The 25,788-nt window shown below is 68.6% G+C and carries 31 protein-coding genes and 1 tRNA gene; 20 read left to right on the top strand and 12 right to left on the bottom strand.

The genetic code is table 11. The features are described from left to right. Positions 1-62: 62 nt before the first annotated feature. The 6 genes from ampE to IHE47_RS16690 form a co-directional block, all read right to left on the bottom strand. Positions 63-932 carry a regulatory signaling modulator protein AmpE gene (gene ampE / locus IHE47_RS16715; RefSeq protein ID WP_192107948.1) on the bottom strand — a complete coding sequence of 290 codons (870 nt, stop codon included), beginning with the start codon at positions 930-932 and terminating at the stop codon, positions 63-65. Between the two features lie 51 nt (positions 933-983). After that, the gene (gene nudC / locus IHE47_RS16710; protein WP_192107946.1) at positions 984-1,949 is read right to left on the bottom strand and encodes an NAD(+) diphosphatase; all 966 of its coding nucleotides are present in this window, start codon (positions 1,947-1,949) and stop codon (positions 984-986) included. Between the two features lie 13 nt (positions 1,950-1,962). Continuing rightward, positions 1,963-2,340, bottom strand: coding sequence for an iron-sulfur cluster insertion protein ErpA (gene erpA / locus IHE47_RS16705; RefSeq protein ID WP_192107944.1), 378 nt, complete (start codon positions 2,338-2,340; stop codon positions 1,963-1,965). A 76-nt stretch (positions 2,341-2,416) separates the two neighbouring features. After that, positions 2,417-2,887, bottom strand: coding sequence for a bacterioferritin (gene bfr / locus IHE47_RS16700; RefSeq protein ID WP_192107942.1), 471 nt, complete (start codon positions 2,885-2,887; stop codon positions 2,417-2,419). A gap of 100 nt (positions 2,888-2,987) precedes the next feature. Further along, positions 2,988-3,206: a (2Fe-2S)-binding protein gene (locus IHE47_RS16695; RefSeq protein WP_192107940.1), complete on the bottom strand. Its 219-nt coding sequence runs from the start codon at positions 3,204-3,206 to the stop codon at positions 2,988-2,990. A 55-nt stretch (positions 3,207-3,261) separates the two neighbouring features. After that, entirely contained in the window at positions 3,262-3,822 is a 561-nt protein-coding gene (locus IHE47_RS16690) for an RNA pyrophosphohydrolase (RefSeq protein ID WP_192107938.1), read from the bottom strand. 182 nt (positions 3,823-4,004) lie between these two features. Between IHE47_RS16690 and IHE47_RS16685 the strand changes: the two genes are divergently transcribed. The 14 genes from IHE47_RS16685 to glmU all read left to right on the top strand — a co-directional run bounded on the left by IHE47_RS16685 (position 4,005) and on the right by glmU (position 14,922). After that, a tRNA-Met gene (locus tag IHE47_RS16685) sits at positions 4,005-4,081 on the top strand. A gap of 56 nt (positions 4,082-4,137) precedes the next feature. Beyond that, positions 4,138-4,500 (top strand): 6-carboxytetrahydropterin synthase QueD, encoded by a 363-nt coding sequence (gene queD, locus IHE47_RS16680; RefSeq protein ID WP_192107936.1) that lies wholly within the window; start codon positions 4,138-4,140, stop codon positions 4,498-4,500. 153 nt (positions 4,501-4,653) lie between these two features. Next, on the top strand, positions 4,654-5,034 hold the full coding sequence (locus IHE47_RS16675; protein ID WP_192107934.1) for a phasin family protein: 381 nt from the start codon (positions 4,654-4,656) through the stop codon (positions 5,032-5,034). 266 nt (positions 5,035-5,300) lie between these two features. Beyond that, entirely contained in the window at positions 5,301-5,666 is a 366-nt protein-coding gene (locus IHE47_RS16670; protein WP_343227499.1) for a hypothetical protein, read from the top strand. Between the two features lie 3 nt (positions 5,667-5,669). Next, on the top strand, positions 5,670-6,488 hold the full coding sequence (gene atpB / locus IHE47_RS16665; protein ID WP_192107930.1) for a F0F1 ATP synthase subunit A: 819 nt from the start codon (positions 5,670-5,672) through the stop codon (positions 6,486-6,488). Positions 6,489-6,553: 65 nt separating this feature from the next. Next, entirely contained in the window at positions 6,554-6,838 is a 285-nt protein-coding gene (gene atpE / locus IHE47_RS16660) for a F0F1 ATP synthase subunit C (RefSeq protein WP_343227498.1), read from the top strand. A 94-nt stretch (positions 6,839-6,932) separates the two neighbouring features. Next, positions 6,933-7,403 (top strand): F0F1 ATP synthase subunit B, encoded by a 471-nt coding sequence (locus tag IHE47_RS16655; RefSeq protein WP_192107928.1) that lies wholly within the window; start codon positions 6,933-6,935, stop codon positions 7,401-7,403. 3 nt (positions 7,404-7,406) lie between these two features. Further along, a complete protein-coding gene (locus tag IHE47_RS16650) occupies positions 7,407-7,937 on the top strand; it encodes a F0F1 ATP synthase subunit delta (RefSeq protein ID WP_192107926.1) in 531 nt (176 codons plus the stop codon). A 196-nt stretch (positions 7,938-8,133) separates the two neighbouring features. Next, entirely contained in the window at positions 8,134-9,684 is a 1,551-nt protein-coding gene (atpA, locus tag IHE47_RS16645; RefSeq protein WP_192107924.1) for a F0F1 ATP synthase subunit alpha, read from the top strand. Positions 9,685-9,797: 113 nt separating this feature from the next. Then, on the top strand, positions 9,798-10,715 hold the full coding sequence (atpG, locus tag IHE47_RS16640) for a F0F1 ATP synthase subunit gamma (RefSeq protein ID WP_192107922.1): 918 nt from the start codon (positions 9,798-9,800) through the stop codon (positions 10,713-10,715). 80 nt (positions 10,716-10,795) lie between these two features. After that, a complete protein-coding gene (gene atpD, locus IHE47_RS16635) occupies positions 10,796-12,229 on the top strand; it encodes a F0F1 ATP synthase subunit beta (RefSeq protein WP_192107920.1) in 1,434 nt (477 codons plus the stop codon). A 42-nt stretch (positions 12,230-12,271) separates the two neighbouring features. Beyond that, complete coding sequence (locus IHE47_RS16630) at positions 12,272-12,700, top strand: F0F1 ATP synthase subunit epsilon (protein ID WP_192107918.1); 429 nt, start codon at positions 12,272-12,274, stop codon at positions 12,698-12,700. A 208-nt stretch (positions 12,701-12,908) separates the two neighbouring features. After that, positions 12,909-13,454: a hypothetical protein gene (locus IHE47_RS16625; RefSeq protein ID WP_192107916.1), complete on the top strand. Its 546-nt coding sequence runs from the start codon at positions 12,909-12,911 to the stop codon at positions 13,452-13,454. 94 nt (positions 13,455-13,548) lie between these two features. Beyond that, positions 13,549-14,922 (top strand): bifunctional UDP-N-acetylglucosamine diphosphorylase/glucosamine-1-phosphate N-acetyltransferase GlmU, encoded by a 1,374-nt coding sequence (gene glmU, locus IHE47_RS16620; RefSeq protein WP_192107914.1) that lies wholly within the window; start codon positions 13,549-13,551, stop codon positions 14,920-14,922. A gap of 55 nt (positions 14,923-14,977) precedes the next feature. Here the strand turns inward: glmU and IHE47_RS16615 are convergent, their stop codons facing one another. Continuing rightward, positions 14,978-15,970: a pteridine-dependent deoxygenase gene (locus IHE47_RS16615; protein ID WP_192108356.1), complete on the bottom strand. Its 993-nt coding sequence runs from the start codon at positions 15,968-15,970 to the stop codon at positions 14,978-14,980. 88 nt (positions 15,971-16,058) lie between these two features. On the opposite strand from IHE47_RS16615, the gene IHE47_RS16610 reads away from it, so the two are divergent. Both IHE47_RS16610 and IHE47_RS16605 read left to right on the top strand, forming a co-directional pair. Further along, entirely contained in the window at positions 16,059-16,331 is a 273-nt protein-coding gene (locus IHE47_RS16610) for a phosphopantetheine-binding protein (RefSeq protein WP_192107912.1), read from the top strand. 12 nt (positions 16,332-16,343) lie between these two features. Beyond that, on the top strand, positions 16,344-17,288 hold the full coding sequence (locus IHE47_RS16605; RefSeq protein WP_192107910.1) for an acyltransferase: 945 nt from the start codon (positions 16,344-16,346) through the stop codon (positions 17,286-17,288). Here IHE47_RS16605 and hemF read toward each other — a convergent pair. Then, positions 17,266-18,168, bottom strand: a complete 903-nt coding sequence (gene hemF, locus IHE47_RS16600; protein WP_192107908.1) for an oxygen-dependent coproporphyrinogen oxidase — start codon at positions 18,166-18,168, stop codon at positions 17,266-17,268. The two genes, IHE47_RS16605 and hemF, sit on opposite strands and share 23 nt — an antisense overlap. Before the next feature lie 112 nt (positions 18,169-18,280). On the opposite strand from hemF, the gene IHE47_RS16595 reads away from it, so the two are divergent. Genes IHE47_RS16595 through IHE47_RS16585 form a run of 3 tightly spaced genes read left to right on the top strand, consistent with a single transcriptional unit; the run spans position 18,281 to position 21,008 of the window. Further along, positions 18,281-19,477, top strand: a complete 1,197-nt coding sequence (locus IHE47_RS16595) for a beta-ketoacyl-ACP synthase (RefSeq protein ID WP_225562032.1) — start codon at positions 18,281-18,283, stop codon at positions 19,475-19,477. Further along, on the top strand, positions 19,474-20,265 hold the full coding sequence (locus tag IHE47_RS16590) for a beta-ketoacyl synthase chain length factor (RefSeq protein WP_192107906.1): 792 nt from the start codon (positions 19,474-19,476) through the stop codon (positions 20,263-20,265). Before IHE47_RS16595 ends, IHE47_RS16590 begins: the two co-directional genes overlap by 4 nt. Beyond that, complete coding sequence (locus tag IHE47_RS16585) at positions 20,262-21,008, top strand: glycosyltransferase family 2 protein (RefSeq protein WP_192107904.1); 747 nt, start codon at positions 20,262-20,264, stop codon at positions 21,006-21,008. Before IHE47_RS16590 ends, IHE47_RS16585 begins: the two co-directional genes overlap by 4 nt. Positions 21,009-21,077: 69 nt before the next feature. Here IHE47_RS16585 and IHE47_RS16580 read toward each other — a convergent pair whose 3' ends face one another. From IHE47_RS16580 to IHE47_RS16565, 4 genes are all read right to left on the bottom strand, one after another. Further along, complete coding sequence (locus IHE47_RS16580) at positions 21,078-22,964, bottom strand: phospholipase D family protein (RefSeq protein ID WP_192107902.1); 1,887 nt, start codon at positions 22,962-22,964, stop codon at positions 21,078-21,080. A 178-nt stretch (positions 22,965-23,142) separates the two neighbouring features. Further along, positions 23,143-23,616: a histidine phosphatase family protein gene (locus IHE47_RS16575; RefSeq protein ID WP_192107900.1), complete on the bottom strand. Its 474-nt coding sequence runs from the start codon at positions 23,614-23,616 to the stop codon at positions 23,143-23,145. 22 nt (positions 23,617-23,638) lie between these two features. Beyond that, complete coding sequence (locus IHE47_RS16570; protein WP_192107898.1) at positions 23,639-24,271, bottom strand: ParA family protein; 633 nt, start codon at positions 24,269-24,271, stop codon at positions 23,639-23,641. A gap of 48 nt (positions 24,272-24,319) precedes the next feature. After that, on the bottom strand, positions 24,320-25,378 hold the full coding sequence (locus IHE47_RS16565; protein ID WP_192107896.1) for a hypothetical protein: 1,059 nt from the start codon (positions 25,376-25,378) through the stop codon (positions 24,320-24,322). 174 nt (positions 25,379-25,552) lie between these two features. On the opposite strand from IHE47_RS16565, the gene IHE47_RS16560 reads away from it, so the two are divergent. After that, positions 25,553-25,747 (top strand): antitermination protein NusB, encoded by a 195-nt coding sequence (locus IHE47_RS16560; RefSeq protein ID WP_192107894.1) that lies wholly within the window; start codon positions 25,553-25,555, stop codon positions 25,745-25,747. Positions 25,748-25,788 lie beyond the last annotated feature (41 nt).

Below are 25,788 nucleotides of genomic sequence, written 5' to 3'. Positions count from 1 at the left end.
ATTGCCTTGGTGCTTGATCGAAGCAAAAGCCATCGCGCACAAGGTGCGCTCCTACGGATTGCCTAGCGCAGCCAGCCGCCGATCACGATCAGCGCCACCACGCTCAGCCAGGCCAGCAGGGCGCGCAGCAGGGCGCTGCGCAGGCGGTGCAGTTCGAGCAGGGCGTCGCTGCGTTCTTCCGCATAGCCTTCGCCGCCCTCGATGTCGACCTGGATGTCCGCGCGCGCCGTGGCGCCGAGGAAGCCCGGGCCCTCGTTGAGCCAGCTGTTCGGCAGGGCCTGCTGGTGCCAGCGGTTCCATGCGCCGATCACCGCATCCCAGTGGCCCACCAGGGCCAGCGTGAACACCATCAGTTGTGCGGGAACCCAGTCCAGCGCATTGGTCAGCTGGCGGGCCGTGCCGCGCGCTTCCGCATCCAGCGGCAGCGTGTCGTCGCGGCCCAGCGTGCGCGCCAGCCGGTACAACAGCGCACCCGCCGGTCCGAACAGGAAGAACCAGAACAGCACGCCGAAGCGTCGGCGCAAGGCGGCATAGACGGTGGCCTCGCCCAGCTCCACCGCGCGCCACGGCACGTGTTCGTCGCCCTCGCCCAGCGCCTGCGCGGCGGCCTCGCGGCTGGCGTCGTCCGGCGCGGCGAGGATCGCCTCGAGGTCGGCTTCGAAGGCGTGCGGGCCGAAACAGAACAGCAGTACCGCCAGCGCGAACAGCAGCTGCAGCAGGTCGGCCAGTGGCGAGTGGCGCAGCAGCCAGGTCGCCAGCGCGCACAGCACGAGCGGCAACAGCAGCGCCAGCACCACGCGGCCGGCGCCGTTGGTGTCGCCCAGCTGCGCGACCCAGCGACGGAAGCCGCCATCGTTGCGCCAATGCGCGAGGCGCGGTTGCCAGTGCAGCAGTCCGAGGGCGATCAGGGCGGCGAGCAGACGAAGGGCCATGCGCGGGGACTCCGTGAAATCGCCTCGCATTGTATGCGAGGCGTCTTGCCGTCACATGGCGATGCGCGCCGGCCCCAGCTCGTCCAGCTCCATGCCGGCGCGCTCGCGCAGCCAGTGCTGGAGCAACCGGTAGGACACCGACAACGGCGAAGAAGGCACGAAGCTGCCATCGGCGATGCCGTCGGCGATCTGCTGCGGCGTGAACCAGCGCGCATCTTCGAGCTCGCGGTCGCGCAGGTGGATCGCGGGATCGAGCGCCACGGCGGTGAAGCCCACCATCAGCGAAGCCGGCATCGGCCAGGGTTGCGAGGAGTGGTAGCGCACCGTGCCCACGCGCACGCCGGATTCCTCCATCACCTCGCGGCGCACGGCGTCTTCCAGGGCTTCGCCAGGCTCGATGAAGCCGGCCAGCGTGGAATAGCGCCCGGGCGGCCATCCGCTTTGGCGGCCGAGCAGGCAGGCACCCTCGTGCTCCACGATCACGATGATCGCCGCGTCGGTGCGGGGGAAATGCATGCGACCGCAGGCGGCGTCCGTGCAGTGCAGGCGATGTCCGGCGGAAACGACGTCGAGCGGTGCACCGCAGTACGCGCAATGCCGCGTTTCGCGATGCCAGTGCGCGAGGCCCTTGGCGTAGGCGAACAGGCCGGCCTCGTCGGCAGGCAGCAGCAGCCCAACCTCGCGCAAGCCGGCGCGGCGGGCCTGCAATGCGGATTCCAGCGCGGCGGCATGTGTGTCGCTTGCCGGTGCCAGCAGGAAGTGCGGGCGACCCTCGGCGATGCCGAGCAGCCACGCCGGCGCATCGGCGCACAGCCGCCGGCGTTCGTCCGCATCGAGCCAGCGCAACGTGTCGCGGTCGGCATGCAGGAAGGCGCGGCCTTCGGCATCGAGCAACAGGTAGCGTGCCGTTGGCGACGCGGCCTGCGCGGCCAGCCACGCCGCGTCGTCGCGGCGTTCGGCCATGCGGTCGAGGATCAGGCTGAGTCCGGCGAAGGTATTGGGCGGCGTCGCGGACATGGGCTGGCGGCGCTCAGGTGGAGAACGAGGAGCCGCAGCCGCAGGTGGTCTTCGCGTTCGGGTTGCGTATCACGAACTGCGAGCCGTTGAGGCTTTCGCTGTAGTCGATCTCGGCGCCGGTGAGGTATTGCAGCGACAGCGGATCGCACAGCAGGGTCACGCCCTCGCGCTCCAGCGCGAAGTCGTCCTCGGCCTGGGCCTCGTCGAAGGTGAAGCCGTACTGGAAGCCCGAACAGCCGCCGCCGGAGATGTACACGCGCAGCTTCAGGCCGGGGTTGCCTTCTTCCGCGATCAGCTCGTGCACCTTGCGCGCGGCAGCCTCGGTGAACACCAGCGGCGCGCCGCTGCTGCGGTAGTCGGGAACGGTGGGAAGCGGGACGACGGTATCCATGGCACTCAGATGGGGACGCTGGCGGGCCGTACAAGCATACTTCGCCCGCCTTGCCGTGGCATGACCGCGGGTGCGATCAGCTCTGCATCTTGCTCTGCAGGTAACGTTCCGCGCCGATGTCCTTGACCAGGCTCTGCTGGGTTTCCAGCCAGTCGATGTGCTCTTCCTCGTCGTGCAGGATGCCCTTGAACAGGTCGCGGCTGACGTAGTCGGCGATGCCTTCGCTGTGCGCGATCGCCGCGCGCAGGTCCTTGGTGGCGGCCAGCTCCAGGTCGAGGTCGCCCTGGATGCACTCCAGCACGTTCTCGCCGATGCGCAGCTTGCCCAGGTGCTGCAGGTTGGGCAGGCCGTCGAGGAACAGGATGCGCTCGATCAGGCGATCGGCGTGCTTCATCTCCTCGATCGATTCCTTGTACTCGTGCTCGGCCAGCTCCGCGTAGCCCCAGTCCTTGAACATGCGGTAATGAAGGAAGTACTGGTTGATCGCGGTCAGCTCGTTGTAGAGCACCTTGTTGAGGAATTCGATGACCTTGGCGTCGCCTTTCATGACCGTCTCCGCTGCCTGGGGATGCGACGACTATACGAAGTTCGCCGTCCCGCGGGCGGAACACGAATGGCTATGGTTTGCGCGTGGGAGCGCGGCAGGCTCAGGCGGCCGCGACGAAGGCCGGCAGCACGGTCGTCGATTCGTGCTGCTCGACCGCCTGTGCGAGGCAGGCGCGGGCCTCGGATTCGCAACAGCCGCAGCAATCCGAACAGCCGGTGCGCGCCTGCAGCTCCGCGAACGAGCGCACGCCGTCGGCGACTTCGCGGCGGATGTCGTGATCGGTGACGGCGTTGCACAGGCAGATGTACATGCCGTACATCTGAACGCAAATGCGAATGATTGTCAACTATCCGGTGGCGTCGGCGTCGCGCTGCTCAGGCGGCGCGCCAGCCATGGGGCGATTCGCCCGCCGCGGCATCGTCGTGCTCGCGTGGCGGGGCGTTGCCCAGTTCGACCTGGCACAAGCCCTCCACCAGCGGTGCGAAATGGCGCAGGGCGCGCTCGTACACCTGCCGCTTGAAGTTCACCACGTGGGCGGCCGGGTACCAGAAATCCACCCAGCGCCAGATGTCGAACTCGGGCTTGTCGCAGGCGTCCAGCCGCAGCGAGGCCTCGCCGCTGACCAGCTTGAGCAGGAACCACACCTGCTTCTGGCCGATGCAGGTGGGGTGCTGGTGGTGGCGCACGTAGCGCTGCGGCAGCTTGTAGCGCAGCCAGCCGCGAGTGGACGCCATCACCTCGACGTGCTCGGGCGCCAGGCCGGTTTCCTCTTCCAGCTCGCGGTACATCGCTTCCAGCGGCGTCTCGTCGCTGCGCATGCCGCCCTGCGGGAACTGCCAGCCGTCGCGGTTGATGCGGCGCGCCCAGAACAGGCGGCCGTCTGCATTCAGCAGCACGATGCCCACATTCGGACGGTAGCCATCGACGTCGATCATCTCGTCATCCTCGGGCCAAGCCGCGCGGCGGCAGCAGCCGGTGCGCGCTAGGCGATGGCCCGATTCAACCATGCAGGCGAAATCGCGGCAAGCCGGATGGGTTGAACCTGGACGTGCGCGCCATTAAACTGCCGCGCCCCGCCTCCGGGATCGTTGCGATCCGGTGCGGCGGCCCACCCCATGGCTATGTAGCTCAGCCGGTTAGAGCACAGCACTCATAATGCTGGGGTCGGTGGTTCGAGTCCACCCATAGCCACCATGCGCTCCATCCCGCGCCCGTGCGATCCGCGGTCGACGGATCGCCGGAGCAATCGCATGCGCATCTTCAAGGTTTTCCAGATCGAGGCGGCCCATCGCCTGCCCAACGTGCCCGCTGGGCACAAGTGCGCGCGCCTGCATGGGCATTCCTTTCGCGTGGAAGTGCACGTGGCGGGCGAGCCCGATGCGCACAGCGGCTGGGTGATGGATTTCGCCGACGTGAAGTCGGCCTTCGCGCCGTTGTTCGAGCAGCTCGACCACCATTACCTCAACGACATCGAGGGACTGGAGAATCCCACCAGCGAGACGCTGGCGCGCTGGATTTTCCAGCGGCTTGCGCCGCGCCTGCCGGGCCTGGACGAAGTGGTGGTGCATGAGACGTGCACCTCCGGCGCCAGCTGCAGTCGCGCCAGTCATTGATGCGGCGCGATGATGGATTTGTGACATTCAAATGACTGTGCCACATGAACATTTTCCAACTGGTCTGGTCGAACGACAAAAAATATATTGCAATGCACAAAACTGCCTGCTAGAGTGCTTCCCACTAACCGCACACCCCACGAGGGCAAGCTCATGACTCAGCAGTTCAACAACCAGTTTTTCGCTTACACCAAGCAGGCCGCCGAGAGCGCGTTCAAGGCGCAGTCGCTGGCGCTGAAGGGCCTGGAAACGGTCGCTGCGCTGCAGCTCAAGGCGTTCGAGCAGCAGACCCGTGATTCCGCCGCGTTCGTGGCCGAGGCGCTGGAAACCCGCGACGCCGACGCGCTGCGCACGCTGTGGGAAAAGGGCGCCACCCTCGGCCGCGAGCAGGCCGAGCGCGCCGTGGCGGTTTCGCAGGAAATCATCGCGGTGGCACAGAAGACTGCGGAGTCGCTGCAGGCGCTCGCGCAGGAGCAGCGTCAGGCCGCGAACGACGCGGTAGCCGCGCCGGTGGCCAAGAAGGCCGCCAAGTAAGTCGTAGAGTCAAGCAGCGCCCTGCCAGCGGCTCCCTCCCTGCCGCGCGGCAGCAAGGGCCGGACTTCCCCAAGTCCGGCCCTTTTCTTTGGGTGGGGCCGGGCGTGGGTGCGGCTGGGCCGGAGGTCGCGGATTGGTCGCGGGGCAGGCTGCCGCTACGTTTGCGGCTTGTCGCTGCAAGCGGGGCACTGATATACTTTTACGGATTGGATCGCGTTCGTGGCTGGTATCGGTGCCGCCTGGCGGGGCCGATGCGGAGGGGTCGCGTGCTCAACAGTCTCGACGCCGGTCGGCGCCTCGCGCTGCGCATTGTGCTGCTGCAGCTGGTGGTGTCGGCATTGGTAGGCGCGGTGTTCCTGCTGAAGGGGCACCGGGAGGCGGTTTCGGCCGCCGCCGGAGGTTTCACGGTGGCGCTGGGTACCGCGCTGATGTCCGTGCAGACCTTCGGTCGACTGGTCGGCGGTGCGGTGGCTTTCTTCCGCCTGTTGCTCGGCCTGCTGCTCAAATGGGCGGTGGTCGTGGGCGGGCTGGGACTGATCCTGTTCAAGTACAAATTGCCGCCGCTGGCTGCCGTGACGGGGCTGGTGGCTGCGTATACGGTTTATCTGGCGGCATTCAGATTCAAGGGTTGATGCATGGCACGCGAGCCGGGCGGTCTTTCCGAATACATCCAGCACCACCTGACCCATCTCATCCCGGTGGGCAAGGATTATGGCGACTTCTGGGCGTTGCACATCGACTCGATCACGGTGTCGCTGGTGCTGGGCGTGCTGTTCTGCCTGTGGTTCTGGTCCAAGGCGCGCAAGGCCACTGCGGGCGTGCCCAGCAAGGGCCAGGCCTTCGTCGAAATCATCCTCGAGTTCGTCGACGGCCAGGTCAAGGACGTGTTCCATGGCGACCGCCGTTTCCTCGGCCCGCTGGCGCTGACCGTGTTCGTCTGGGTGTTCCTGATGAACGCGATGGACCTGCTGCCGGTCGACTTGCTGCCGTGGATCACCGAGAAGTTCGGCATCGGCCATTTCCGCGCCGTGCCCACCGCCGACACCAACATGACGTTCGCGATGTCGATCACGGTGTTCCTGCTGATCATCGTCTACAGCTTCAAGGCCAAGGGTTTCGGTGGCTACATGCATGAGCTGTTCACCGCGCCGTTCGGCAAACACCCGGTGTTGTGGCCGTTCAATTTCGCGCTGAACCTGGTCGAGCTGGTGTCCAAGCCGGTGAGCCTGGCGATGCGACTGTTCGGCAACATGTACGCGGGCGAGCTGGTCTTCATGCTGATCGCCGGCCTGTTCAGCGCGGGCGCGGGCGTGGCCGGCTGGACGCTGTATGGCATGGGAATCATCGGCTACACGGTGTGGGGCCTCTTCCACATCCTGATCATCTCGATCCAGGCCTTCATCTTCATGGTGCTGACCATCGTGTACATCTCGATGGCGCACGATCATCACTGATTCCGGATTTTCTGTTCCAGTTTTTCAACCCTTCAACGCAACAACCGTTTTTCGAGGAGATCACCGTGGACCAAGTCGCCGCTCACATCGTTCAAATCGCCCAGGTGCAGGGCTTCACCGCCATCGCGCTCGGCCTGATCATCGGCCTCGGCGCTCTGGGTGCCTGTATCGGCATCGGAGTCATGGGTTCGAAGTTCCTGGAAGCCGCCGCCCGCCAGCCGGAGCTGGTGCCGCTGCTGCAGGGCCGCATGTTCCTGCTGGCCGGCCTGATCGACGCGGCGTTCCTGATCGGCGTGGCGCTGGCCATGTACTTCGCCTTCGCGAACCCGCTGCTGTCGAAGCTGGGCTGAGTGCCGCTGGCGGCGCTAGGCGCCGTCATCCTTTCGGTGCGGGCCTCACAACGGCCCGCGCCGGTTTCATTCCGGATTTGCAGGTAACGCAGCGATGATTCCCAACGGCACTCTGATCGGCGAAATGATTGCCTTCGCCATCTTGATCTGGTTCTGCGTCCAGTTCATCTGGCCGCACATCAACAAGGCCATCGAGGAGCGGCAGGTCAAGATCGCCGAGGGCCTCAGCGCCGCCGAGCGTGCGCATGCCGAGCTGAAGGACGCCGACACCAAGGTGGCGGACGAGATCCGCAAGGCGCGCCAGCAGGCGTCGGAGATCATCGACAAGGCGCAGCAGCAGGCCAACGGCATCCTCGACAAGGCCCGTGCCGACGCCATCGTCGAGATCAACCGCCTGAAGGCCGTGGCGCAGGACGACATCGCCGCGATGGCACAGCAGGCGCGCGAGCAGCTGCGCGAGCGCGTGGGTGCGCTGGCCGTGCAGGGCGCCTCGAAGATCGTGCAGCGCGAGGTGGATGCCTCCACGCACAAGGCGTTGCTCGACCAGCTCGCCGCCGAGGTCTGATCCATGGCCCAGGCAATCACCCTCGCCCGTCCCTACGCCCGCGCCGCGTTCGAGTTGGCGCATGCCAGCGCCACGCTGCCCACGTGGTCGCAGGCGCTGGCGTTCGCCGCGGCCGTGGCGCAGGACGCGCGCGTGGCCGCACTGGGCGGTGACCCGCGCGTGCAGCCGGCGCAACTGGTGGCGCTGCATCTGCCCGAGGGCATGGCCGCCGATGCGCCGTTCGCGCAGTTCCTGGGCGAAATGGCCGAAAACCGCCGCATGGCGCTGCTGCCGGAAGTGGCGGCGCTGTACGAGCAGTATCGTCGCGAGTCCGAGTCGCAGCTGCTGGTCAAGGTGACCAGCGCGATGGCGCTGGACGCCGCGCAGGCCGAGCAGCTCAAGGCTTCGCTGAAGCGCCGCTTCAAGCGCGAGATCGAACTGGAAACATCGGTCGATGCCTCGCTGCTGGCCGGCGTGGTGGTCGACACCGGCAGCGAAGTGATCGATGGTTCCGCACGCGGGCGCCTGGAACGCCTGAGCGGCGCACTGGTTTAAGTTCCGCGCGAAATCCGGTCATCCGTGGCTGGACAAACATAAGGTTTCACGCGAAGTCCGTTTCGCGAAGAGCAAAAACCAGCCATCCGTGGTTGGACAACTAAAAGTTTCATGCGAAGTCCTTTCGCAGAAGAGCAAAACCGGCCATCCGTGGCCGGACTCTTGAAAAAGCTTTCAAATTTCAGGATATCGACCCATGTCCAGCACCACCCTGAACCCGTCCGAGATCAGCGAACTGATCAAGAACCGCATCGAGCAGTTCAAGCTCGGCGCGGAAGCCCGCAACGAGGGCACGATCATCAGCGTGTCCGACGGCATCGTGCGCATCCACGGCCTGGCCGACGTGATGCAGGGCGAAATGATCGAATTGCCGGGCAACGCGTTTGCGCTGGCACTGAACCTCGAGCGCGACTCGGTCGGCGCGGTGGTGCTGGGCGAATACCAGCACCTGCGCGAAGGCGACGTCGCCAAGACCACCGGCCGCATCCTCGAAGTGCCGGTCGGCCCCGAGCTGCTCGGCCGCGTGGTCGATTCGCTGGGCAATCCGATCGACGGCAAGGGCCCGCTCAACGCCAAGCTCAGCTCGCCGATCGAGAAGGTCGCGCCGGGCGTGATCTGGCGCAAGTCGGTCGACCAGCCGGTGCAGACCGGCTACAAGTCCGTCGACTCGATGATCCCGATCGGCCGCGGCCAGCGCGAGCTGATCATCGGCGACCGCCAGACCGGCAAGACCGCGCTGGCGATCGACGCGATCATCAACCAGAAAGACTCGGGCATCTTCTCGATCTACGTGGCGATCGGCCAGAAGCGCTCGTCCATCGCCAACGTGGTGCGCAAGCTGGAAGAGAACGGCGCGCTGGCCAACACCATCGTGGTGGTCGCCTCCGCCTCCGAGTCGGCCGCGCTGCAGTACATCGCGCCGTACGCCGGCTGCGCCATGGGTGAATACTTCCGCGACCGCGGCCAGGACGCGCTGATCGTCTATGACGACCTGTCCAAGCAGGCCGTGGCCTACCGCCAGATCTCGCTGCTGCTGAAGCGCCCGCCGGGTCGCGAAGCCTACCCGGGCGACGTGTTCTACCTCCACTCCCGTCTGCTCGAGCGTGCCTCGCGCGTCAGCGAGGAGTACGTCGAGAAGTTCACCAACGGCGAAGTGAAGGGCAAGACCGGTTCGCTGACCGCGCTGCCGGTCATCGAGACCCAGGCCGGCGACGTGTCCGCCTTCGTGCCGACCAACGTGATCTCGATCACCGACGGCCAGATCTTCCTCGAGACCGACCTGTTCAACGCGGGCATCCGTCCGGCCGTGAATGCCGGTATCTCGGTGTCGCGCGTGGGTGGTTCGGCGCAGACCAAGATCGTCAAGAAGCTGTCCGGCGGCGTGAAGCTGGCGCTGGCGCAGTACCGCGAGCTGGCTGCGTTCGCGCAGTTTGCCTCCGACCTCGACCCGGCCACCCGCGCCCAGCTGGACCGCGGCCAGCGCGTGACCGAGCTGATGAAGCAGAAGCAGTACGCGCCGCTGTCGATCGCCGAGCTCGCGCTGTCGGTGTACGCAGCGGAGAAGGGCTACCTGGACGACCTGCCGGTGAACAAGGTGCTGGCATTCGAGAAGGGCATGCACGACTTCTTCCACCAGAACCACGGCGAGCTGATGAAGAAGATCGTCGCCACCGGCGACTGGAACAGCGACATCGAGGGGACCTTCAAGTCCGGCCTCGACGAGTTCAAGAAGACCGGCAGCTGGTGAGGAGCCGGGATTCGGGAGTCGGGATTGGGGATTCGAAAGAACCGCAAGCAGCGTCGTTCCGAATCCCGAATCTCCAATCCCGAATCCCCGAGCGAGCATAGCGAGCGAAGAGCATGGCAAGCGGACGCGAAATCAAAACCAAGATCAAGAGCACGCAGAACATGCGCAAGGTGACGCGCGCGCTCGAGATGGTCTCGGCCTCGAAGATCCGCAAGGCGCAGGATCTGATGAAGGCCTCGCGCCCCTATGCGCGCGCCATGCGCAAGGTGATCGCGCACGTGGCGCAGGCCAGCACGGACTTCAAGCATCCGTTCCTGGTCGAGCGCGGGAACGTGGCACGGGTGGCCTACATCGTGGTCTCCACCGACCGCGGCCTGTGCGGCGGCCTGAACTCCAACATGTTCCGCCGGCTGCTGCCCGCGATCCGCGAGTGGCAGGACAAAGGCGTGCAGGTCGACGTGGTGGCGATCGGCCAGAAGGCGCTGCAGTTCTTCCGCCGCATCAAGGGCGTGAACCTCGCCGGCAGCGTCACCCACCTGGGCGAGCGCCCGAAGCTCGAGCAACTGGTCGGCGTCATCAAGGTGGTGCTGGACGCGTACGAGGCGAACGGCCTGGACCGCGTGTTCCTTGCCTACAACGACTTCGTCAACACCATGACGCAGAAGCCCACCATCGACGCGCTGCTGCCGCTGCCGCTGGTGGCCGCGGAGATGGCGGCACAGCAGGCTTCCGGCGAGTCGGCGCAGGCCGGCATCACGCTGGAGCAGGCCCACGACTGGGACTACATCTACGAACCCGATGCGCAGGCCGTGCTGGAGCACGTGCTGGGCCGCTACATCGAGTCGGTGGTGTACCAGGGCGTGCTGGAGAACCTCGCCAGCGAGCACGCCGCGCGCATGGTCGCGATGAAGAGCGCGTCGGACAACGCGAACAAGGTGATCGACACGTTGACGCTGGTCTACAACAAGACCCGCCAGGCGGCGATCACGCAGGAAATCAGCGAAATCGTAGGAGGGGCTGCTGCGGTTTGACCGCAGTTGCTCTCAAAAGAATTTTGGCGACGCGCAGCGGCGCCGCAACAGACACTTAAAGATCCATCCGGAGCACATCCATGAGCCAGGGCAAAGTTGTTCAGATCATCGGCGCGGTCATCGACGTCGAATTTCCGCGCGATCAGGTACCGCAGGTGTACGACGCGCTGAAGATCGATGGCACCGAGATCACGCTGGAAGTGCAGCAGGTGCTGGGCGACGGCGTGGTGCGCACGATCGCGCTGGGTTCCACCGACGGCCTGAAGCGCGGCCTGCTCGCCCGCAACACCGGCGAAGGCATCAAGGTGCCGGTGGGCAACGCCACCCTGGGCCGCATCATGGACGTGCTCGGCAACCCGATCGACGAAGTCGGCCCGATCAACGCCGAAGACCGCTGGGTGATCCACCGCGAAGCGCCGTCGTATGCCGACCAGGCGCTGGCCAACGAACTGCTGGAAACCGGCATCAAGGTGATCGACCTGGTCTGCCCGTTCGCCAAGGGCGGCAAGGTCGGCCTGTTCGGCGGCGCCGGCGTGGGCAAGACCGTGAACATGCTCGAGCTGATCAACAACATCGCGACCCAGCACTCGGGCCTGTCGGTGTTCGCCGGCGTGGGCGAGCGTACCCGCGAAGGCAACGACTTCTACCACGAGATGCAGGACGCCGGCGTCGTCAAGCTGGACAACCTGCCGGAGTCGAAGGTGGCGATGGTCTACGGCCAGATGAACGAGCCGCCGGGCAACCGCCTGCGCGTCGCGCTGACCGGCCTGACCATGGCCGAATACTTCCGCGACCAGAAGGACGCGTCCGGCAAGGGCAAGGACGTGCTGTTCTTCGTGGACAACATCTACCGCTACACGCTGGCCGGCACCGAGGTGTCCGCGCTGCTCGGCCGCATGCCGTCCGCCGTGGGCTACCAGCCGACGCTGGCCGACGAGATGGGCGTGCTGCAGGAGCGCATCACCTCGACCAAGAGCGGTTCGATCACCTCGATCCAGGCCGTGTACGTGCCCGCGGACGATCTGACCGACCCGTCGCCGGCCACCACCTTCGCGCATCTGGATTCGACCGTGACCCTGTCTCGCCAGATCGCCTCGCTGGGCATCTACCCGGCCGTGGATCCGCTGGACTCCACCAGCCGCCAGCTCGACCCGCAGGTCGTCGGCCAGGAGCACTACGACGTGGCCCGCCGCGTGCAGGGCATGCTGCAGCGCTACAAGGAGCTGAAGGACATCATCGCCATCCTCGGCATGGACGAACTGTCCGAAGAGGACAAGCAGGTGGTGGCGCGCGCGCGCAAGTGCGAGCGCTTCTTCAGCCAGCCGTTCCACGTGGCCGAGGTGTTCACCGGCGCGCCCGGCAAGTACGTGTCGCTGAAGGAAACCATCCGCGGCTTCAAGATGATCGTGGAAGGCGACGTCGACCACCTGCCGGAGCAGGCGTTCTACATGGTCGGCGGCATCGACGAGGCGATCAAGAAGGGCGAGGAGATGGGCGCCAAGAAGGCCGCGTAAGCGACCTTCTTCCGGACCCCTTCGAGCGCAGCGAGAACCATCATGACCACCACCATCCGTGTCGAAGTCGTCAGCGCCGAGGCCGCGATCTATTCCGGCGAGGCGACGATGGTCGTCGCCACCGGCGAAATCGGCGAGCTGGGCATCACGCCCCGCCACGCCCCGCTGATCACCCGCCTCAAGCCGGGCAAGGTCGTCGTGACCGAGGCCAATGGCGAGAAGATCGACATCTCGCTCACCGGCGGCGGCATCCTCGAGGTGCAGCCGCAGTCCGTGACGGTGCTGGCCGACACGGCGATCCGTTCCGAGGACATCGACGAGGCCGCCGCGCAGCGCGCCAAGAAGGAAGCCGAGGACGCGCTGGCCAACCGCAGCGATGCCGTCGACGTGGCCGAGGCGCAAGCCAAGCTGGCGATGGCGATGGCGCAGCTGCAGGCGCTGGAGCGGCTGCGCAAGAACCTCAGGCATTGAGCTTGCGATCATCCTGATCGCGAAGATCAAACGGGCGGCCATCCATGGCCGCACTCGGGGATGAAGCGGCCGCTTCGACGAGCATTGCGGGAAAGAACGCCGGCTTCGTGCCGGCGTTTTGGCATCCGGTCGCAGCCGCAGCCGTGCAGGCAATGCTTTAAATTACACATGTAGTCTGATAGCTTCGCCGTCATTCGACGAGCGGAGCATGACCGTGGCGAAACGCATGGGAGCAGGGTTGCCGGGCCTGTTGCTGCTGGGCATGGCGGGGTGCGCCACCGTCGCCAGGCCGCCCGCCAAGGCGCCCAACGAGGGCTCGACGAGCTACCACATGGTCGACGATGGCCAGATGGCGCATTACACGCTGGCGCTGGGCGATGTCGCGACGGGCGGCGGGACGATCCAGCGCGTGTTGCCGGACTATCCGCCGGCACTGCTCGCGGCGTGTCCGCCGGCCGTGGACGTGCAGGCGCAGGTGATCGTGGACGCCGCGGGCAAGGCGAACGACGTGCGGCGCTATCCGGCGGCCGGCGGACCCGCCGCGCCGGTGCCGCCGCAGTTCTTCGACGCGGTGCGCACGGCGGTGATGCAATGGCGGTTCGCACCGCTGCAGATCAGCCATTGGGCCGCCGACGCGGACGGCAACACTCACAAGGTGGATGACGAGAGCAAGCCGTTCAGCCTGGTGTATGCGTTCCGTTTCGAATGCCGCGCCGGCAAGGCGACGGTGTCGTCCGCGCCGGCGAAAGGCTGAGCCGGTGTCGCCAGCCGGCCGCCACCCGGCTGGCCGGAGTCCGGCAGGGTGGGCTGATAGACTTCCCGGCCAACCTACGTCACGGCCGACACGCATGAGCAACGCCCCCCTCCACGTCATCGTCCTCGCCGCCGGTGCCGGCACGCGCATGAAGTCCACGCGCCCCAAGGTGCTGATGCCGCTGGCCGGTCGCCCGCTGCTGGCGCACGTGCTGGCTACCGCGCGTGCGCTGCAGCCGGCGGCGATCCACGTGGTGTACGGCCACGGCGGCGACCAGGTGCAGGCCGCGTTCGCGGGAGAGGCCGACCTGCACTGGGTGCTGCAGGCCGAGCGCCTCGGCACCGGCCACGCGGTGGAGCAGGCGTTGCCCGACGTGCCCGACGCGGCGCGGGTGCTGGTGCTCTACGGCGACGTGCCGCTGACCCGCGCCGATACCTTGCGCGGACTCACGCAGGTGGAGGGCGGTTTCGGCCTGCTGGCGATCCGCGTCGCCGATCCGAGTGGCTACGGCCGCGTGTTGCGCGACGGCAACGGACACGTGCGCTGCGTGATCGAGGAGAAGGACGCCGACGACGAGCAGCGCGCGGTCGACGTGGTGAACACCGGCATCCTGGTCGCGCCCGCCGCCGCGTTGCGCGTGTGGATCGCCGGGCTCGACCGCGACAACGCGCAGGGCGAGTACTACCTCACCGACATCTTCGCGATGGCGAACGAGGAAAAGCGCCCCGCGCTCAGCGTGGAATGCGCCGATCCCGTGGAAGCCTCGGGTGCGAACGACGCGTTGCAGCTGGCCGCCCTGGAGGCCGAATACCGTCGCCGCGCCACGCATGCGCTGATGCTGGGCGGCGTGCGCCTCGCCGACCCCGTGCGCATCGACGTGCGCGGCGAGGTGAGCCACGGCCGCGATGTGGAACTGGACATCGACGTGATCCTCGAGGGCGAAACGCATCTCGGCGACGAGGTGCGGGTGGGCCCGTTCACCCGGCTGAAAGACGTGCGGCTCGCCGCCGGCACCGTGGTGCTGGCGCACTGCGACCTGGAAGGCGTGGTCACCCACGGCCCCTGCACCATCGGCCCGTTCGCGCGGCTGCGCCCCGGCACCGAGCTGGCTGCCGGCGTGCACGTGGGCAACTTCGTCGAGACCAAGAAGACCCGCATCGGCGAAGGTAGCAAGGCCAACCACCTCAGCTACCTCGGCGACACCGTGATCGGCCGCGACGTCAACGTCGGCGCCGGCACCATCACCTGCAACTACGACGGCGTGAACAAGTTTGCCACGCGGATCGAGGACGGCGCCTTCATCGGCTCCAACAGCGCCCTCGTGGCACCGGTGACCATCGGCGCGCAAGCCACCATCGGCGCGGGCTCGGTGATCACCAGGGACGCTCCTGCGGGCGAGCTCACCGTGGCGCGCGGGCGGCAACTCACGATTTCCGGCTGGCAGCGGCCGACGAAGAAGGCGCCGTGAGCCCGGCGGCACGTGCGCGCGCCACGATCATTCCGCGCGCGCGGAATCACGGCGCTCAGGCGTAGCGCCACCCGTCCAGTTCCACTAGCAACTCGCTGCGGCAGACGTCGCCGTGCAGCAGCAGCACGGGCACGCCGGGCAGGCGCCGCTGCAGCTTCTCGCGCACGCGCGCGGCGTCGGCAGGGTGGCGCACATAGGCTTTCAGCGGCGCGTGCGTGTCGAAGCCGGCGGGCATGCCGGCGTTGGCCAGCAGGGCATCGAGGTTGAGCAGGATTTCGCCGAGCTGCGCGACGGCGTCGCCTTCGTGCGCGGAGGCGTGGCCCACCACGGCCGCCGTGCCCGAGATCGCCAGCGCGTCCTCGGCGGGCAGGCGCATCGCGCGGGCGAAGCCGGGGGAGGTGCGCCCGTACTGGCGCGGGTAGCGCCATGCGCTGACCTGGCGTGGATTTTCCACCGCCGTGCCGGCACGCGCGCTGGCGAGCAGGTAGACCTGCAGCAGGTGCGGATCGCCGTGGTGGCCGATGGCGGTGGCGGCGGGGTAGCCGGCGGCGAACCAGTCGCCGCAGCCCTCGGCGCGGCCGTCGCAGAACAGCTTGTAGCGTTCGGCGTCGCCCTCGCCCTGGTTGATCGCGGCCTGGTAGTTCCAGATGCGCAGCACCTGCCGCTCGTCGCGGCCGCGGACGAAGTCGCGCAGCTGCGCGTAGGCGAGCCGGGCCGCGCCCGCGGGGCCACCGTGCTCGCGTTCGTCCAGCTCCAGTGCGGCGAACAGCCAGTCGCCGCCGGCCGACCAGCACAGCGCGCCTTGGTGGCCGTGCTGCACCGGGCCGTCCACCTGCCACAGCTCGCAGGGTGCGGGACCATCAAAGGCCTCCAGCGGCACGCGCAACAAGCGCGGGTCGCCGCTGCCGGCAACGTGCCTGCCGAAGCCGAACACCGCCAGCGTGCCGGGTTCGGCCAGCAGGGCGCTGGGGTCGTCCATGCGGTAGGAAACCTGCGGCGCGCGCACTAGGTCGCTCTCGACCCTCCTGCTTTTTCGACCCTCGACCATGCCTGCAACCGGGAATGACAAGGACGCCATGTTACACTTCACCGCCGCTTTTCACCGTTTCGACGACGTTTCCCGAGCTTCTGCGCACATGGCCGAATTGACCGCTGTCCAGCACAAGCTGGCTACCCTGATCGTCGAAAGCCTGAACCTCGAAACGGTCGATCCCGCGAAACTCGACCCGGACGCGCCGCTGTTCGGCGGCGAGCTGGGGCTGGACTCCATCGACGCGCTGGAAATCGCGCTGGCGGTGTCCAAGCAGTACGGCTTCCAGCTGCGCTCCGACCATCCCGACAACAAGCGCATCTTCGCCAGCCTGCGCGAGCTCAGTGCGTTCGTCGAAGCGCATCGCGGCCACGGCTGAGGCCATCCGCGCATGGGCGACGCCACGCACTGGCGCGAGCAGCGCGAAGGCGGCGGGCGTTTCGCGCTGCGGCTGATCCGCGCGCTGGCGTTGCATGGCGGCCGCCGCTTTGCACGCATCCTGCTGTATCCGATCACGCTGTATTTCTTCCTGCGCCGCGGCACCGAGCGGCGCGCCTCGCGGCAATACCTCACGCGCGTGTTCGGCCATCCGCCGGGCGCGTGGGCGATGCTGCGCCAGTTCCATGGCTACGCCGCCACCACGCTGGACCGGGTCTTCCTGCTGGCCCGCGGCGAGCGTGGCTTCGACATTGAAGTCGAGGGCCTGGCCGAACTGGAACGCCGTCTCGACGAAGGGCGCGGCGTGCTGCTGGTGGGTTCGCACCAGGGCAGTTTCGAAGCCCTGCGCGCGGTCAGCACACGGCGCCCCGGCGTGCCGCTGCGGGTGGTGCTGGACAAGGGCAAGACGCCGGCCATGACCGAGTTGCTGGAGGCCCTGGCGCCCGACGTGGGCCGGGCCGTGATCGATGCTTCGCACGGCGGCGCCAACGTGGTGCTGGCCGCCGCCGAAGCCTGCCGGGAGGGCGCGATGGTGGCGCTGCTGGCCGATCGCGCGGGCGAACACGAAGCGCAGCGCCCGGTGGATTTCCTCGGCGCGCCCGCGCCGCTGCCGGTGGGACCATGGCTGCTGGCGAACGCGCTCAAGGTGCCGGTGCTGCTGTGCTTCGGCCTGTACCTGGGCGGCAACCGCTACCGGCTGGTGTTCGAGCCGTTCGCCGAGTGCGTGGAGATTCCGCGCGACCGGCGCGGCCCTGCGCTGGATGCCGTGCTCGCGCGCTATGCCGCGCGGCTGGAACACTACGTGCGCGTGCTGCCGTACAACTGGTTCAACTTCCACGACTTCTGGGTGGAGGGCGCATCCGCCGGCCCGGACCCTACACCCAATCGCGCGGCTTGAGGTAATCGGCCAGGCGCGCCTCCGCCGAACCCGGCTCGGGCTGGTACGCGTATTCGAAACGCACGCGCGGCGGCAGGCTCATCAGGATGGACTCGGTGCGGCCGCCGGATTGCAGGCCGAACAGGGTGCCGCGGTCGTAGACGAGGTTGAACTCCACGTAGCGGCCGCGGCGGTAGAGCTGGAATTCGCGCTCGCGTTCGCCGTAGGGCGTGTCGCGGCGCCGTGCGGCGATGGGCAGGTAGGCGTCGAGGAAACCCTGGCCCACGGCCCGGGTGAAATCCAGGCAGCGCTCGAAGCCGCCCACGTTGAGGTCGTCGTAGAACAGGCCGCCCACGCCGCGCGTCTCGCCGCGGTGCCTGAGGTGGAAATACTCGTCGCACCACTGCTTGTAGCGCGGATAGGCGTCCGCGCCGAACGGCGCGCACAGGTCGCGCGCCACGGTGTGCCAATGCACCACGTCCTCGTCGAACGGGTAGAACGGCGTGAGGTCGAAGCCGCCGCCGAACCACCATGCCGGTGCCACGCCTTCCTTGCTGGCCTCGAAATAGCGCACGTTGGCGTGCGTGGTGGGCACGTAGGGATTCTTCGGGTGCAGCACCAGCGACACGCCGGTGGCGACGAAGCTGCCGCCGGCGAGTTCCGGGCGGTGCGCGGTGGCGCTGGGCGGCAACGGCGCGCCGCTGACGCGCGAGAAGTTCACGCCGGCCTGCTCGAACAGCGCGCCGTCGCGCAGCACGCGGGTGCGGCCGCCGCCGCCCGCGGCGCGCGTCCATGCGTCCTCGACGAAGCGCGCGGAGCCGTCCAGCCGTTCCAGTTCGGCGCAGATGCGATCCTGCAGCGCACGCAGGAAGGTTTCGGCACGGTCGGCTTGCTCGCTCATCTGGATGCTCCGGTCTGGTCAGCGCGAGCTTAGCAAGAGCGGCCCGCGCGGCCTTGCGCTGGATCAAATGGCATGGACGGCCCGGGCCGGACCGGCCTGTTACCCTTGCGCCATGACGACACCGATGATTCCGCTGGCGGTCAGTGCCAGCACCGTCAGCTCCGCGCTTGGCTGCGGACTGGCGGCGCAATTCACCGCGCTGCGACAGGGCCGCGGGGGATTGCGCCGCAACGATTTCGGCAGTGCGCCGCAACTGGGCTGGATCGGCCGCGTGGACGGCGTGGAAGCCGTGGCGCTGCCCGGCGCGCTGGCGGATTGGGACTGCCGCAACAACCGCCTCGCCTGGCTGGGCCTGCAGCAGGATGGCTTCCTCGAACGCGTGCACGCCGTCCGTGAGCGCCATGGCGCGCGTCGCGTGGCGCTGCTGCTGGGCACCTCCACCGCCAGCATCGGCGCCACCGAGGAGGCGTATCGCCGACTCGATGCCGAAGGCCGCTTCCCCGCCGACCTGCGCCGGCCCGCGCTGCACGCGCCGCACTCGTTGGGCGCCTTCGTCGCCGCCGCGCTGGCGCTGCAGGGGCCGTGCCTCACGATTTCCACCGCCTGCTCGTCCAGCGCCAAGGTGTTCGCCAGCGCCGCGCGCCTGCTCGCGGCGGGCCTGGCCGATGCGGCGGTGGTGGGCGGCGTGGACAGCCTGTGCGACAACGTGCTGTTCGGCTTCAACGCGCTGGAGCTGGTCTCGCCCGCCGCCTGCCGCCCGTTCGACGCGGACCGCGACGGCATCTCGATCGGCGAGGCCGCCGGCTTCGCGCTGCTGGAACGCATCGACGCCGCGCCACGCGCGCCGCGCCTGCTCGGCTATGGCGAGGCCAGCGACGCCTGGCACATGTCCTCGCCACATCCCGACGGCCACGGCGCGGAGCTGGCGCTGGATGCCGCGCTGGCGCGCGCCGGCATCGATGCGACGCAAGTCGACTACGTGAACCTGCATGGCACCGCCAGCCGCGCGAACGACGCGATGGAAGCCGCACTGGTGGCGCGCCGCTTCCCCGCGACCACGCGGGTGAGTTCCACCAAGGGCTGCACCGGCCACACGCTGGGCGCGGCGGGCATCGTGGAGGCGACCATCGCGCTGCAGGCCATCGAGCACGGTTTCGTGCCCGGCAACGTCGGCGCCGCCACGCCCGATCCCGCCTGCGGCGCGCAGTTCGCGTGGCAGGGCGAGCAGCGCCGCGTGGACGTGGCGCTCAGCAACTCCTTCGGCTTCGGCGGCAACAACGCCTGCCTCGTGTTCGGACGTGCGCCATGAGCATGATGGAACTGCATGTCGAAGGCATCGGCCTGTGGTCGCCGCGTCTCGGCGATTTCGCCGCGTTGCGCGCCCTGCTTGCCGGTGAGGCGCCTGCCGTTGCCGCCGCACCGGTGGCCGCGCTGTTGCCCGCGAACGAACGTCGCCGTGCCCCCGCCAGCGTGCGCCTGGCGGTGGAGGTGGCCGGCCAGGCGCTGGCCATGGGCGGTTACGATCCGACGGCACTGGCTTGCGTGTTCGCCTCGGCCCACGGCGATCAGGTGATCACCGACGAGATCTGCACCACGCTGGCGCGCGCGCCAACTGAGTTGTCGCCCACCCGCTTCCATCATTCCGTGCACAACGCGCCGGCCGGTTACTGGACCATCGCCACCGGTTGCCGCGCACCGTCCAGCGCCGTGTGCGCGGGCGCGTACACCTTCGGCGCCGCGCTGCTGGAAGCGGCGACGCAGGCGCTCGCCGAGCGGCGCCCCGTGCTGCTGGTGTGCAGCGACATTGCGGGGCGTGGGCCATTGCTGGAGATGACCGGCTGCGACCATGCCTTCGGCTGCGCCCTGCTGCTGACGCCCGGGGCCGGCGTGAACGCGCTGGCGCGCCTGCGCCTGCGCGTGGCGGACGATGCTGCCGCGCCGACGCCGATACCGGTTGCACTCACGGGCGAGGCCGCCGGCAACCCCTGCACCGCCGCCTTGCCGCTGCTCGCGCTGCTCGCCACGCGCGGCGGTGCCTGCCGTGTCGGCTGCGCCGCGGCGACGGACCTGCTCGTCGACGTCGAAGCCCTCGCGTGAGCACGCCCTTGCCCCGCTGGTGCGTGCTGATCCCCTGCCTCGACGAAGAGGCGGCGATCCGCGGCGTGGTCGAGTCCGTGCTCGCGCTGGGCGTGCACGTGATCGTGGTGGACGACGGTTCGACGGATCGCACGCCGGAGATCCTCGCCACGCTGCCGGTCACGCTGCTGCGCCACGACAGCCGCCGCGGCAAGGGCCAGGCGCTGCGCGACGGTTTCCGCGAAGCGCTGCGCCAGGGCTACGAAGCCGTGCTGACCATGGACGGCGACGGCCAGCACCTGGCATCCGACATTCCGCGCATCGTGGCGGCTGCGGCTGCGCATCCCGGCGAACTGGTGATCGCCGCCCGCCTGCTCGACAAGGCGCAGCAGCCGCAGGGCCGCCGCCGCGCCAACGCCGTCGCCGACTGGGGCATTTCCTGGGGCTGCGGCCAGCCGGTGGCGGACACGCAGAGCGGGCAGCGCTGGTATCCGCGCGCCGCGCTGGACCTGCTCGACCTGCCCGCGCAGGACTTCGTGTTCGAGGCCGCGATCCTCATTGCCGCCTCGCGCGAGTTGCGCATGGGCGTGGTGTCGGTGCCGATCGCCTCGCGTTACCCGCCGGATGCGCGTCCCAGCCACCTGCGCCCGGTGCTCGACGTCACGCGCATCACGCTCTACACGATCGGCCGCGTGCTGCATTACGGGCGGGTGATGGAAAGCCATCGGCGCTCGCGCGGCGCACCGAGGATCGTTTCCGGGTAGTCGTGTGCGAAAGCGCGTGATCTTGCCTGTCGTCCCGGCCTGCACCGGAATGGCGAAGAATCACCCGCCTCACAGAATCCCCTTCACCCCCGCCCCGAACGCGGTGATCAACCGCGTGTAGATCAGCTTCGGCGAGATCGCCACGTCGGGGAAGTCGCCCACCGGGGTGTAGCACTGCTGGAACTTCGGATCGCCGGGGGCGAGCGGGTCGCAGCCGGGCTTGATCTCGTAGCTGGTGGAGTAGCGGAACGGCCACAGGTCGAACAGCGGCAGGCGCGAGGAGAGGTCGCCGATCGCGAGGCTGATGTTGCCGAGCACGGGAACGGTGGGCTCGCGCCTGGCGATGGTCCAGGCGTTCTGCGGCAGGGTGTCGTCGAGGATGGAGTCGCGCAGTTCGCTGGCGAAGCGCGGGTCCTGCACGATCACGCCGGCTTCGGTGTTGTAGTGGTCGGAGCGCGGGTCGAAGTTGTGCGAGCCGACCATGGCGAAGCTGCCGTCCACCACCATCGACTTGGCGTGCAGGCTGTAGCGGCGGCCGCTGCTGTGCAGGGGCGCGGGGCGGTTGCGCTTGCCGCCGCGGCCGAACACGCCGGGGCGCCGCTCGTTGCCGGGGAAGCGGCGGGCCTTGTCCCCCGGCACGATGGGCGTGTCGTCGGGGCCGTCGGCTTCGGCTTCGTTGGCGTCCTCGAAGGCCTCCTCGGCGCTGTCGGCGTGCGGCTTCAGTTCGTGGATCTGGAAGCCGTATTCGCTCAGGTAACGGCCGCGGTGCTTGTAGGAGAGCGCATAGACCGCGAAGGCGTCGGTGGCGGCCAGCGAGTTGGTGGAGACGATGATCTCGGGCGCCGGGTCCTGCTTGTGCAGTTTCTTGAAGATCTCCTGCGCGCGGCGGCTCATCACGAGATAGGGCGTCTGCAGCACCACTTCGTGCCTGGCGTCGGCGACCATGCGCATCAGCTGGGCGGTGAAGTCGCGGGCGTCGCGTTTGTGCGGCTCGTCGGTCTTGGCGGGCAGGTCGCTGAAGTAGTTCACCTGGCTCACGCGCAGGGTGTCGTCGCCTATCCATGCGGCGAGCCAGTCGGGGTCTTCGGCTTCCGATTGCACGCGCGCCACGCGCGCAGGGTCGGTGTAGTGCGGCGCGGGCCAGCCGGGCGGCGCGGCGTCGGCACGGATGCGCCGGTTGACGTCGCGCAGGCGGATCAGCGGCACCGCGCGCTTGTGGTTCCAGAACAGCGCGAAGCTGTCGGCCATTTCCCTGCCCACCGGGCCGCCGGCCAGCACGTCGCGGTCGAGGTAGTCGAAGTCGGGGTCCCAGTTGAAATAGCGGTTCTGGTAGTTGCGCCCGCCGGTGATGCCGACGGTATCGTCCACCAGCAGCAGCTTGTTGTGCATGCGCTGGTTGAACTTCATGAAGCAGCACAGCACGCTGGCGGTGAATTGCAGCGGCGGCGTCTGCGCGTCGCGGAAGGTGGGGTTGTACAGCTTCACCTCGAGGTTGGGGCTGACCCGGGCGAGGCGATCGAGCAGGGCGAGGTCGCCGAACGAGAACAGCTGGTCGGCGAGGATGCGCACCTTCACCCCGCGCCGCGCCGCCTGCACCAGTTCGTCGAGCACCAGCTGGCCGACGTCGTCCTCGTCCCAGATGTAGGTCTGCACGTCGATGCTGTGCTGCGCGGCGCGGATCAGGCTGATCCGCGCGGCCAACGCGGCCTCGCTGTCGTCGAGCAGGGCGACGGTGTTGAGCGGGTGGCCGGGCGTGGAATCGGCCAGCGCCTGCTGCGCATCGGCCAGCAGCGGCGAGGGCCTGGCGCAGTGGTCGGCCTGCTGGCAGGTATCCGCGCGGCCGGGGCTGGCGGCGACGATCGCGCCGGCTTCGCGGATGTGCGCGCGGCTCAGCGTGCAGCCTTGCAGCAGCGCGACGGCGAACAGGAGGGTGAGCGGCAACCAGCGAAACGGCATGAACAGGGAGGCGGGGCGTCGTGCCCCCGAGGCTGTGGTGGTGGAAGTGGACCGGGAACCCGCACCCTGGACGTGGTGCCGTGGGCGCGCCGTCAAAGGGCAGGGGAAATCTGGCGGATGCGTTCCGGTTTCGCGGAACGGCGTACCGTTGCGCCTGGTGCGGGCGGTGCGTCGGTGCTCAGCGGGGTGACCAGAACGCATCCAGCCGCGCGCAGGCCGGTTCCAGCGGACTGCCGAGGTGCAGCACGGCGAGCCCGCCCGGCGGCATGCCGCGGAACTCGTCCGAGCGGCCTTCCACCAGCAGCGCCACCAGCCGTTCGATGCCCGGGTTGTGGCCCACCAGCATCACGGTGCCGGCGTCGGCGTGCTGGTCGAGCAGGGCCAGCAGTTCGCCCGGCGTGGCGTCGTAGATTTCGCCGGCTTCCTGCGGCGTCGGCGAGCCGGGCAGCGCGGCCAGTGCCAGCTGCGCGGTTTCCATGGTGCGCTGGGCGGGCGAGCACAGCACGCGCTGCGGCCGCGCGCCATGGCTGGCCAGCCACGCGCCGGCATCCCGCGCCTCGCGGCGACCGTGTTCGCTCAGCGCACGCTGGCGGTCGTCGCCGCCGTCGGCGGGCAGGGCTTCAGCGTGGCGCAGCAGGATCAGTTCGTGCATGGATGGCTCCGTGGAGGTGATGTCAGGCTTGGCGCTTGATCCAGCGCAGCAGCGGCTTCCAGTCTTCCTGGTGGCTGCGCACCTGTTCGGACTGGTAATCGAAGATGCCCTTGCCCAGCGCGGCCAGCAGCACGTAGGCCTGGCTGTCGCGCAACTGGGCGACGATGGGGAAGGGTGACTCGGCGGCCAGTTGCTCCACCGCGTCCTGGCTGGCGCGCGTCCACGGCTTGAGCCGGTTCGCCACCAGCGCCACCGGCAGCTTGCCGCTGCGGATGCGCTTGATGGCCTGCAGCTCGGCCAGGAAGCGGGTGGTGGCGTCGAGGTCGAAGCTGGACGGCAGCACCGGCACCAGCAGCACGCTGGCCACCTCGATGAAGGGCTCCAGCTCGCGCTCGCCGACGCCGGCCGGGGTGTCGATCAGCAGCTGCTGCGTGTCCGGCGGCACTTTCTGCAACGTCTTGCGGCCGCCCTCCAGGCCCAGCACGCCGGGCACGTTGTCGGGGCGGCGGCTGGCCCAGCGGTAGCTGGAGCCCTGGCGGTCGGCGTCCACGATGGCGGTGTTCTGCCCGGCCTGCGCCCAGTGCGACGCCAGTTGCGTCGCCAGCGTGCTCTTGCCGCACCCGCCCTTGCTGCTTGCCACCAGCGTCGTAAGCATGGGACACCTCGTCGCGAAGGTTGGCCCAAGCCTAGCTGCTATGCGCGATCAAGGGGAGTGTGCCGATGCCGGGGCATCGGTCGCGGCGGCGGGCGGCTGCGGCTGCCAACTGCCCGGCGCAGTGAGCGAGACGCCGCGGGCGCGCAGCGTGGCGATGGCCTGGCTCATCTCGGTGCCGCCATGCCGGGCGGCGGCCAGCAGCAGTTGCGCCAGCGCGGGATCGTCCTGCACCTGCAGCGCCAGCTGCGAGTAGTTCTGCACCTGCCAGGTCAGGTCGCGGCGCTGTTGTTGCGCGGCGGCCTGTTCGGCGGGATCGCCGAGCACTTCGTACAGGTGCAGGCCCAGCGAACGCGACAGCGGGCTGGAGCCCCATTCCAGCAGCTTGCCGAGCTTGCGGCAGTCGGCCGTGAGCGCGGCGTCGTCACCGGCGTCCCCGCACATCTTCGCCACCAGCGGCAGCGCGGGCTGCGGCTGCAGGCGGGCGTTGGCCAGCACGATCAGCGCCTGCACGCCGACCGGGCCGGCGGGGCCCTGCGTGGCCGGCGGCGGAGGCAGCGTGTCCACCACGCTGGCCAGCGCGGTGCTGCTGCTGCCGGTGTAGTCGTCGTAGATCTTGCCGGCGGCGGCCCTGGCGAGGTCCTCGCGGGCGGCCTTGGCCTTCATGTCGCGCGTGTCGACGCCCAGCTTGAGCAGCCACACCGCGGCGTTCTCCGGCGCCTGCTCGGTCAGCTTGCGCAGCGCGGTGGCGTTGGGGCAGGTGCCGGCCTGCGCGTCGCAGTCGGCTAGGCGCGCCCACTGCACGGCGGGGCCGGAATCGCTGGCCGCGGCGGCGCGGTTGATCAGCGCATGGAAGCTGCCGGTCTTGTTCGGGTTGGGCAGCGGGCGGGCCAGCAGGGCTGCGCCCAGCAGCGGCTCGGCCGTGGCGCGCAGCGCCAGCACGCTGACCATGTCACGCTGGAACGACTGCAGGGCCTGGTCGCGTACCTGTCCGGCCAACGCCGGGGTTGGCGCCGAGGCCGTGCCGGGCGGATTCGTATCGTCCGCCACCGCGGCCGCGGCGATCAGCGACAGGGTGCCGGCAAGGGCGAGGCGATGCCATCCACGCATGGGGTGCTCCAGCAATCGTGAAGCAGCCAGCTTAGCGGCCGTGCCTTGAGGATGCTCTGAACGGTTTCTGAGCCATGGGCGGCGGTGGCGGATGCAGGCGCGTCCCGGTTGCTAGGATGGCCGTTCGCTCGCGCGCAGGCGCGCTCCACCCACCACAGGGGGCGGAGGAATCACGTGAGTTCTTTTTCGAGCTTTGCCGATGGCGTGCCGTGGTTTGCCGGCTGGGGCACGTTGGCGCTGATCAACGCGGGCCTGGCCCAAGGCAAGAACCGCAGCGGCCTGCTGTGGTTCCTGCTGTCCCTGTTGTTCGGCCCGCTGGCGACCCTGGTCCTGGTGCTGCTGCCCAAGGAGCGGGCCAAGCTGTTTTGAAGGCTGGGATTCGGGATTAGGGGATTCGGGATTCGAAAGAG

It is taken from the genome of Rhodanobacter sp. DHB23 (assembly GCF_014842975.1).
In the GTDB taxonomy this organism is placed as follows: domain Bacteria; phylum Pseudomonadota; class Gammaproteobacteria; order Xanthomonadales; family Rhodanobacteraceae; genus Rhodanobacter_A.
The sequence above is the reverse complement of the archived record's forward strand: the minus strand, read 5'-3'. Positions and strand labels throughout refer to the sequence as shown.